Annotated in this window: 6 protein-coding genes and 4 pseudogenes; 6 read left to right on the top strand and 4 right to left on the bottom strand. The window is 60.9% G+C overall.

Going from position 1 to position 9,385, the window contains the following annotated elements; translation table 11 throughout:
- Positions 1-255: 255 nt before the first annotated feature.
- From P3T40_RS23680 to P3T40_RS23690, 3 pseudogenes are all read right to left on the bottom strand, one after another.
- Positions 256-1,238 (bottom strand): annotated as a pseudogene (locus tag P3T40_RS23680) (NAD(P)H-quinone oxidoreductase).
- A gap of 63 nt (positions 1,239-1,301) precedes the next feature.
- Positions 1,302-1,595: pseudogene (locus tag P3T40_RS23685) on the bottom strand (carboxymuconolactone decarboxylase family protein); the annotation flags it as partial.
- Positions 1,587-2,162, bottom strand: a pseudogene (locus tag P3T40_RS23690) (aldehyde dehydrogenase family protein); the annotation flags it as partial. The pseudogenes P3T40_RS23685 and P3T40_RS23690, both read right to left, overlap by 9 nt.
- An 82-nt stretch (positions 2,163-2,244) precedes the next feature.
- On the opposite strand from P3T40_RS23690, the gene P3T40_RS23695 reads away from it, so the two are divergent.
- The 6 genes and pseudogenes from P3T40_RS23695 (at position 2,245) to P3T40_RS23720 (ending at position 9,022) form a co-directional block, all read left to right on the top strand.
- Positions 2,245-2,442: a LysR family transcriptional regulator gene (locus P3T40_RS23695; RefSeq protein WP_429270129.1), complete on the top strand. Its 198-nt coding sequence runs from the start codon at positions 2,245-2,247 to the stop codon at positions 2,440-2,442.
- A gap of 96 nt (positions 2,443-2,538) precedes the next feature.
- Positions 2,539-3,041: pseudogene (locus P3T40_RS23700) on the top strand (LysR substrate-binding domain-containing protein).
- Between the two features lie 689 nt (positions 3,042-3,730).
- Positions 3,731-4,405, top strand: a complete 675-nt coding sequence (locus P3T40_RS23705; RefSeq protein WP_429270130.1) for a peroxiredoxin-like family protein — start codon at positions 3,731-3,733, stop codon at positions 4,403-4,405.
- A 1,394-nt stretch (positions 4,406-5,799) separates the two neighbouring features.
- Positions 5,800-6,825, top strand: a complete 1,026-nt coding sequence (locus P3T40_RS23710; protein WP_429270131.1) for an MFS transporter — start codon at positions 5,800-5,802, stop codon at positions 6,823-6,825.
- A 523-nt stretch (positions 6,826-7,348) separates the two neighbouring features.
- Positions 7,349-8,635, top strand: coding sequence for a glycosyltransferase family 87 protein (locus P3T40_RS23715; RefSeq protein WP_429270132.1), 1,287 nt, complete (start codon positions 7,349-7,351; stop codon positions 8,633-8,635).
- 189 nt (positions 8,636-8,824) lie between these two features.
- Positions 8,825-9,022 (top strand): hypothetical protein, encoded by a 198-nt coding sequence (locus tag P3T40_RS23720; protein ID WP_429270133.1) that lies wholly within the window; start codon positions 8,825-8,827, stop codon positions 9,020-9,022.
- A 39-nt stretch (positions 9,023-9,061) separates the two neighbouring features.
- Here P3T40_RS23720 and P3T40_RS23725 read toward each other — a convergent pair whose 3' ends face one another.
- The gene (locus tag P3T40_RS23725) at positions 9,062-9,376 is read right to left on the bottom strand and encodes a transposase (protein ID WP_429270145.1); all 315 of its coding nucleotides are present in this window, start codon (positions 9,374-9,376) and stop codon (positions 9,062-9,064) included.
- Positions 9,377-9,385: the final 9 nt, after the last annotated feature.

Consider the following 9,385-nt stretch of genomic DNA (forward strand, 5'->3'; position numbering starts at 1 on the left):
CGGGTTCGTTATCGCGTGAACTGAGTCGGTCGCGTGGGCACGGGACGCACCATCGAAGCAGCGGCGCCTGCCTCACAGCATCTGTCGATCGGCGATGACCAACCGGTGAGGATGGCGCTGGCAGGCATATTATTAAATGCTTACACCATAATGTGCCCGAAATGCAATTCCTTTGCCAACAATTTCGACGGTACGGCATCTATTGAGTCGATCTGGTTTGCGCCATCATCGGGCACATCTTGCGAAGTCGCCCGTCTACATCGTCAAGATGATCTTCCCGACATTGGCAGACGATTCCATGCGTCGATGCGCGTCGGCTGCGCGCGCCGGCTCGAACGTGGAGTCCACGTCCGGTTGGAGGCTGGTCCCGCCTGCAAACCGGTCAAGCCAGTGCTCGCGGAAACGGCGCACCATGGCGTGCTTTTCCTCTTGCGGACGCGATTTCATGACCGTTCCCATGATCTGCAGGTGGCGATAGAGAATCTGCTCCAGTTCAACGCTGACATTGCCGCCGCCACCAAGCATGCCGACCTGGATAAGCCGTCCGCCGTTGGCGAGCGAAGCGATATTCCGGGCGAAATACGGTGCACCGACGAAATCGATCACCACGTCGACGCCGCGTCCGCTCGTCGCCTTCGCTACGACCTCGACGAAATCCTGGGTGCGATAGTCGATGGCCACATCCGCGCCGGGTTGCGACACGCGCTCGAGCTTGGTCGCTTCGGCCGTGGCGAAAGTCGATGCGCCGGTCGCTTTGGCGAGCTGCACGGCGGCTGAACCGACCCCGCCTCCCGCCGCGTGAATCAGGACGGAATTGCCGTGCGTGAGACGGCCCAGATGCAGCATGGCCTCGTGAGCCGTGACGAACACTTCGGGAATCGCTGCGGCGTGCACGTAGTCGAGTGCCGCTGGTATCGGCATCGCCGTGCGATAGTCAATACGCGCCAGCTCCGCATACGCGCCGCCCCCTACCACGCCCATCACGCGGTCGCCTCCCTTGAATCCGTTGGTGTCGCTCCCGGTCTCGATGACTTCGTCCGCGATTTCAAGACCCATGATTGTCGAGTCGCCGAAGTTGGGCCGGCCATAACACCCCGGCGGTGCGTGAGGTCGGCGCGATTCACGCCGGCTGTGTGCACGCGCACTAGAAGATTCGTGGGACGCACTTCGGGTGAGGGCGCTTCTGTGAGCTGAAGGACGTCGGCTTCGCCGAAATCGTTGAATGTGATGGCTTTCATGCTTGCGCTTCCTTTGTTTCGTTGAGCGTGCCTCGAGCGACGGCTGAAGATGGCGGCCTGAAGACCTGCATAGAACGCGAGATGCGTGATAGCAGGCGCTAGTTCGTCGCGCGTGACGCCGTTGGCGAGCGCCCTGCGCAGAGGCGAACGCAACTCTTCGAGATGTCCCCCCGCGATGAGCGCAGCCACCGTTATCAGACTGCGGTCGCGTAGTGCGAGCGCCGGGTCGTTCCAGATCTTCGGATACAGCGTGTCGTCGACGAATGCCCGAGCTTCGGTGTGAACGCGCGCGCGGCTTCCCGCAGGCTGCTGAAATTTGCGTGGGACATGATCGCCTCCGTTTCGAATCTGGCTGATGAACTTGTTGGTGAAAAAGAACCCGATGCCTTCGGTACCGCCTTCCGAGCCATGGCCGCTTTCCTTCATGCCGCCGAACGGCAGCTCCGTCGAGACAATGCGGTACTGGTTGATGCCGATCATGCCGGCTTCGAGCCCGTCCGCCTCATCGATCGCGGTGCGCGCGTTGCTCGTGAATGCGTAGGCTGACAGGCCATAAGGGAGCCGGTTCGCTTCCGCCAGGCCGTCGACGAGCGTGTCGATCGGCATCAGCACGGCGATCGGACCGAATGGCTCTTCGTGCATGACGCGTGCATCAATCGGTACGTCGGCGAGCACGGTGGGTTCGAAGAAGAAGCCGTCGCCTTCGATGCGCTTGCCGCCCGCGAGCACTCGCGCCCCGCGCGCGACCGCGTCGGCCACCAGTTCTTCCATCTTCGCGAGTTGGCGCGGCTTGGCGAGCGGTCCGACCTGCGTGCCCGGCTGCATGCCATCGCCCACATTCAGTGCACGCGCAGCGTTCACGAAGTGCTCGACGAATTTGTCATAGATACGTGAGTGTGGCGCGCAAACGCGGGACGTCGACCGTGACGGAAGTCGCTCCAGATGTGCCGCGCAGACCGGCGGCCATGGCCGCAAAGACGATTGGAAAGCTATCGGGATGACCTGAATGGATAAGTTCTACAACATGTCGGTGTTTGCGAAAGTCGTGGACATGGGCAGCTTTAAGGCGGTGGCCAACCATCTTGACTCGACGGTGGGCAATGTTTCCCGCGCGGTGTCTACGCTCGAAGATGCGTTAGACACCCGGTTGCTGCAGCGCTCCAGGCGGCGCCTTGTCGTGACCGATGCGGGACGGCGCTTTTAAGAGCGCTGCGCCGCTATCCTCGCGGATCTCGAACAAGCAGAATCCGAGGCGCGCGACGCCCTTCTCGACCCGCGCGGCAAGCTTCGGGTCCGCTCGGTGCCGGGTCTCGGGCGCGAACTTGTCACGCGGACGGTCCTTGCCTATCGCAAGGAATACCCGCAGGTCTCGGTCGCTCTGCTGCTCTCCCAGCGCATGCCGAACCTGCTAGAAGATCAACTGGACGTCTCAGTTGTCATTGCACGAACCTTGCTCGACTCGGCTTACGTTAGCCAGAAGATCTTGCCGACCACCCAGGTGTTTTGCTGGCCACAGTGGACTACGCGCGTGACGAATGGCACCTTGCAAGCAAGGTGGCCAACCCGACGTTCCGGCCGTTAGGGCCACACTATTGCGTCAACGACATGGAGGCCATGAGCGTCGCTTTGCGTGAGGGCGCCGGCATAGGTTTGCTAGCGGGTTTCTCCGCCATCGAAGATCTGCGCAACGGCAAGCTCGTGCGCGTGCTGCCGGACTATCACACCCATTCGCGCAACGTCTACGCGCTTATTCGTCCCGTCAGTTCGTGGACGCCAAGATCAAGCGGTTTGTCGACGCGCTAAAAACCCATGTCGGTAGCGAACTCGGTACGCTTGCACGCGAACTCAACATAGAAACGGCCGATGCGTTTTAGGTCCGCCCGTTTGCTGCTTGACTGGCGCCGGGCCTAAAACGATCCAATCGCGGATCCCTGTCTGACTGATTGGTCCTCCAAACCGACTATTCAGCTGCGACACCTTGAAGGGTCGCTGAGGGTCGACCTGCGCCGACCGCGTCGGGCAGAGGTCGGCCATCTCCAGCCTTACGCTTCGGTGTGCTACACGGGCACTCGAGCGGCCGGTCCGCTGCGCGTTAGCGGACCTTCTCGGGCTGCTTGGTGTGGTATCCAACTTCGTCCACGTTGAACCGTTCGGCATCGCGTTTGTCCCGCCACGGTGCAGTATCCATAGCTTTTTGGCGCGATCGCGCCGCCACTCTGTGAGCCGTCTCCAATCTTCACAAACCACCGTGCAATGACTCAACGCGCGCAAGCGACCCTCCTGAGAATCCATTTTTCCAGCATTTCGGCGAAGCGGACCGGGAGTGCTCGATGTGGATACCAGGAGGTCACCGTCTCCGTATGCCCTGCCGGAATAAGTGTTATGTGCCGCCCCGGACTACTGCGTGCCAGACGATTGCTCCGAAAATAGGCTCTGCGCCGTGCCTTCGGGAACCTACCGAGATGCACCACCCCATAAACAGGAATTGCAAGATGGAACTTGATCTGGAGCTAGCAGCTTTTCGCGCCGAATACGAGCGCACTGCACCCGCCGAACGGGTTGCGCTCTATGAGACGAAGGTCGAGGAATTGCGGGCAGCTTTCCCGATCGCCGATGTGCTTGCAGTCGGAGAGCAAGCACCTGACTTTGTATTGCCCAACGCCTCCGGATGGATGGTTTCGCTTTCGGAAGTGCTTCGCGAGGGGCACGCAGTCGTCGTGTTCTATCGAGGCGGCTGGTGTCCTTACTGCAACATTCAGCTCAGGGCGTACCAGCGCCTGCTACCGCAGCTTGCCCAACTCGGCGCGAACCTAGTCGCGATCTCACCACAGTTGCCCGACGCGTCGTTGTCCACCGCCCAGCGCAATGTGCTTGACTTCGCCGTTCTGAGCGATGCCGGCAATGGCGTAGCCCGGTCGTTTGGCCTCGTCTACTCACTTCCGGAAGAATTACGCCAGGCCCTGCGCTCGGTCGACAAGGCTTTGCCAGGCATCAATGGCGACGACAGCTGGGAGTTGCCGGTCCCAGCGACCTTCGTTATCGCGAAAGACGGGCGCACGGTCTTTTCTCATGTCGACATTGACTACCGAAGCCGTTGCGAGCCAGACGTCGTTCTCTCGGCGCTGCGCTCGTTACAACCGACAGACCCAACCTGGAGTGAGGTTTGACGGGACCTCATAGCTGCGTCGAGCGTGCGGTCCGGTTGTGTTCACCGCGCGAGTGACTCACACCCAAACGTCACGCGGCCGACGCAAATCGCCTTGCTCACCAGCTTCGCCATCTTCGCGTTTGCGTGGGAATTCATTGTTATCCCGTCTAGCGCTGAAAGGTGCTCGGACTGCGTCCACGTACGGACACTCACGGCGGAAGCGATCGTTGGAACGCGTACGGCTGGGTTGGACGGCGGAAAAACGAGGTTGACCGGCGCGTGAAGGTCTGTTGTACCGCTGAAAGCGGCCGATTAGACGGCGCCCGATCCAACGTCCGGACTGGGTCAGCGCCGGTCGTCGTCGGGCTCAGATCGTTAAGGGTTATTCGATGCCTGCCGTCGGCCACAGGAACGTGACGATACCTCGGCGCGTGCCGGCAGGCGTCGAATAAGCCCGATGGAGGAAACCGCGGAGTGCCCCAATGCGGTTGGAGCTTTCGCGGCTATGGCGATTGATAGCCCGGGAATGCTCAGTGATGTCGGGTGCGACACAGTCTGGCGGGAAGCCGGTCGGACAGTATTCGTGGGCCGCGTTGCCGCAAAGCCAACGTTAGACAGGCAGTTCGAGGAGCTGTGGGGTTCATGTCTGATCCCGGCGCCGGGGCGCCGCGCGTACTCCCGCACACGTCCGCTTCGCCAACACAATTGCGCCAATGCACCGCTTCATCACTGCGTCAGCGCGTATCAAGCATCCCGCTTGGTCGCGCCGCATCCGGCACCGCTGAGCATCCTGACCGATCAATCGCCATAGCCGCGAAGCTCCAACCGCATCGTGACACCCCGCGGTTTCCTCCATCGAGGCTTATTCGACGCCTGCCAACACGCGCAGAGACACCCTCACATTCCTGTGGCCGATGGCAGGCATCGAATAACCCTTAACGACCGAAGCCAGTCGCCGCCGGATCGTCGAATCTCTTGCTGGCGTTGTCGTGGAGCGGCGCGAGACACCCAAATACATGTCCGTCATCTACCGGATACCAAACCAGTCGGCGCTCCACCAGGAGTGAAAAATATACGGTGGTCGGCTAGCCTTCGTCATTTTGCGAGCTTCGATGTGGCCGCTGTAACGTACAGCGAGCGAAACAGAGCATGACCACGGATACCGAAAGCGCGTCGCGGTTCCTGCCATTTTGCGGCACAGGAAATATGACAAGAACCTATCGCTCATTCAAATCTAATTCTCGGACCGCATACTGTTTCACAACAGCGGTGCATATAAACCGGGTCCCCCGGTCACACGTCGTGAGCTCTCCTTGAACGGTGAAGCAATGCGACGATCAACACCTCGCTTCTACCGCAGCTTCCCCGAGCAACGACGCCAAAGTTCGGGGCTTCATCGATATTGAGCTCATGATGAATGCTTCACTTTCCCCCGCCACCGCCCCCGTGCCCGGTACGGCCGCGACCACTACGCGGCGTCAGTGGCTTTCGGTGATCGCCGTCACGATCAGCGCATTCGCCTTCGTCACGTCGGAATTTCTGCCGGTCGGTCTGTTGCTTCAGATCGCGCGCGACCTCGGTGTGACACCCGGCACCGCGGGCCTGATGGTAACGACGCCGGGCGTGCTGGCGGCGATTTCAGCGCTCGCACTGACGATTCTCGCAGGCCGAATGGATCGCCGTAACGTTTTCCTGCTGTTGACTGCCGTGCTGCTCGCATCGAATCTGGTTTGCGCGACATCTACGCACTTCGTGGCGATGCTGCTCGGACGCGCGATGCTCGGCGCCGCGCTGGGCGGCTTTTGGACGCTGGCGACCGCAGCAGCAGGGCGCCTCGTGCAGCCCGCCGATGCCGCAAAAGCGACGGCGACGATTCTTACCGGAGTCATGTTAGCCACCGTTGTCGGCGTGCCTTTAGGCACTTTCGTCGCGAGTCTTGAGTCGTGGCGCGCGTCGTTCTTCGCGACCGGTGCGCTCGCCGCCGTCGCGCTCGCATTGCAGGCGTGGCTCACGCCGTCGTTGCCGTCCGCAACTGCGTTGCGTTTCGGCGAACTCGTCGAGGTGCTGCGACGTCCGTTCGTTAGCCTGAGCATGTTGGTGATCGCACTCGTGTTTGGCGCGCACTTTTCGACGTACACGTATATCGCGTCCTGGCTTCAGCAAGACTTTTCGATCCGGGAGATGACGATACTGCTTCTCGCGTTCGGCGCGACCGGTTTCCTCACGAATATGCTGCTGTCGACGGTGATCGCCGAGTGCCTGAAGGCGTCGGTCACAGTCATGATGCTCTTGCTGCTGAGCGCGATTGCATCAATGTTGCTGTTCGACCATTCGCGCGTCGGCCAGGTCTTTGCGATGCTCGTCTGGGGTGCTGCGTTTGGCGCAATGCCCCCTGTGCTGCAGTGTCTGGATCCAGCGAGGTATCGCCGATGCGCCTGAGGCTGGCTCGGCGCTCTTCGTCGGCGTGGTTCAGGTGGCGATCGCGGTAGGCTCGTCCGTTGGCGCAGGCATCGTCAATATAGCCGGAGGCCGTGCGGACTTCACGTTGGGCTGCGCGCTCGCACTGCTCGGCTTCGTGGCGTTGCAACGGCTCGTTGCGCGGGAGCGTCCGCGCACAAAAGCGCCTGATTGCCGATGCTCGCCTTCGCTTGATTGACTGGGTACGGCCACCTTCGGCCAGCTTCAGCCGTTCGACCGCATGCGCAAATGGCCGTAGGCGCGCCCGCTTCGATCTGCAACGAGTCATTCCCTGCCCGTTTGTGTCCTTTACTCTTCCCCTTGGCGCACGTTCGGGGTGCCTTTGCCGTAAGACACGGCTAGTTTGTCTCTTAACGCGGCCGGACAAGTGCGCGATGCCCAGGTTTTACCCACGGAAAGAAGCACGTCCGGTCACCGCCGCCTATAAAGTTTTGCTCGATTCTGCCGTTATCGCATCAGCCGCGAACTCGATGTGACTATTGCCATGCCCAGACTTGTGCAACGCATTCTCAGATCACCTCGCATACATGCGTATGGCGGGACGGCGCTACTCACCTTTCAGATCTTCGGTCTCGTGTACTGCGCAGTGTGCTCCTGGAAGAGGAATGGCCATCCGGTCGGCTACGACTTCCAGACGTTCTGGGCGGCCTCGCGTCTCACTCTGCAGGGTACGCCGCTCAGAGCGTATGACTGGCACGCGATCAAGGAGATGCTGCATCTGATCTCGCCGAATCCGATGATCTCGGGGCCGTGGTTCTATCCTCCGAGTTTCCTGCTACTGATGACGCCGGCGGCGCTCATTCCTAGCCCGATCAGCTATCTGATCTTTGAGACCGTCACGACGGCCATCTTCATCGTGCTCATGCGCCGCGCCATGCCGGCGCGCGCCTCTACCCTCTGGATTCTCGCCTTTCCCGGCCTTTGGCTCAATTTCTCGCAAGGACAAAACGGCGCGCTCACCGCGAGCCTCGCGCTAGGCTCCTTCCTCGCCATGCGCGAGCGCCGCGCCGTGCTCGCGGGCGTATTGATCGGCCTGTTGTCGATCAAACCACATCTGGCGATCCTGTTCCCGATCGCCCTGGCCTGCGCAGGCATGTGGACGACCTTCGTTGCCGCAGCCGTGACCGCGACGCTGTTCACCGCTGTGTCGATTGGTGTTTTCGGCGTGGACATCGTCCCGACGTTTTTTCATGGCCTGAGCGAAGCGAACGACTATATCGCCAGGGGCGTATTGCCGTGGGACCAGATGGCGAGCCTGTTCGCCTCCTTACGCGCGCTCGGCGTGCCGGCGGGCGCTGCGTATGACGTGCAGGCATGTCAGGCAATTATCGCAACCGTCGCAGTGGCCTACGTCTGGCGCAACTCGAAGGAACTCGAATTGCGCGCGATCGCGCTCGTCAGTGGGACCTTTCTCACCAGCCCATACATCTACAACTACGACGCAGTCTGGCTTGGCATTTCGATCTCGATGCTCATGGTCACGACCACGCGCAACGGCTGGCTGCGTTGGGAGCGCCCGGTCCTCGCTGTGGCATGGCTCTACCCGCAATTGGGCAATCAGATGCAGAGCCATTGGAAGATCGGCTTCGGCTCGCTCGTGTTCGCCGCGCTGATCGCCATCGTGGTACGGTGCATGCGTAGTACCGCTCAAGAGAACTGTGTGCCGGTCACGGTCGGCTCGCACGGCATGAATAAGCTGAAAGGACGACATCCGATCGTCGACGGCGATGAAACCATTACAGAGCACCGCGCCGGGCATACGCATTGTTGAGCTGAGCGATCGATTGACCGTTGCACTCCGAAAAGAGAAGACTGGCAGCGAGCTGCCAGTCACATCAGTATCGATGAAAGCGGGACGGACTATCTATAAAGGGTCGAAAGTACTCATTCGTCGCACGGTGGTCGGCACAGTTCAGCCGCCTGGCAGTTCTACGAACTTGCGAAATAAGCATTCCTATTCGTGCCGTCTCGACTTTTCCTGATTTTCGTTACCGCGGCAGATCCGATCACGGATGGCCTGGCAGGACTCTGGCCTTATTTCGGCCAACTGGTGCCGATGCAGGTGCGCGGGTGGCCGGTTGCGCGGCCACTGGCGCGTTTGCTGTTGATGCAATTGGGGCTGGCGCTGGCGGCAGCGCTGCTCAGCGGTGTCTCGTAGTACAGCTTTCCGGCGCGGCACCCGGCACCGCGACGTTTTTCAGTGGCGTTGATATCCTCCTCCCCGTGAAGAGGCTGTCGCAAAACACTTCTGCTGTGCGTCCAATTGAAGCCCGGGCGTTGATGTGATTGCTGGCGCGAGCCAACAGATCGAGGAAATCTGTCCGGAAAACATTGCGCGACCTCGTGGAGGCCGCGTAAAGCCGTACAAAAGGGTAAATAATGCCCTCGACAGGGCAACTGCTCTGGACAGGTTGTGCGCCAGGACGTGCAAGGCGAATTCGCGTTTGACCGCCTGGAGCCCACGGCGCCGAAAGCGGTTAAGCCCCTGCTGGGAACGCAAGCTGCTGAACACCGGTTCGAC

This window comes from Paraburkholderia sp. EB58, assembly GCF_050436665.1.
Classification (GTDB): domain Bacteria; phylum Pseudomonadota; class Gammaproteobacteria; order Burkholderiales; family Burkholderiaceae; genus Paraburkholderia.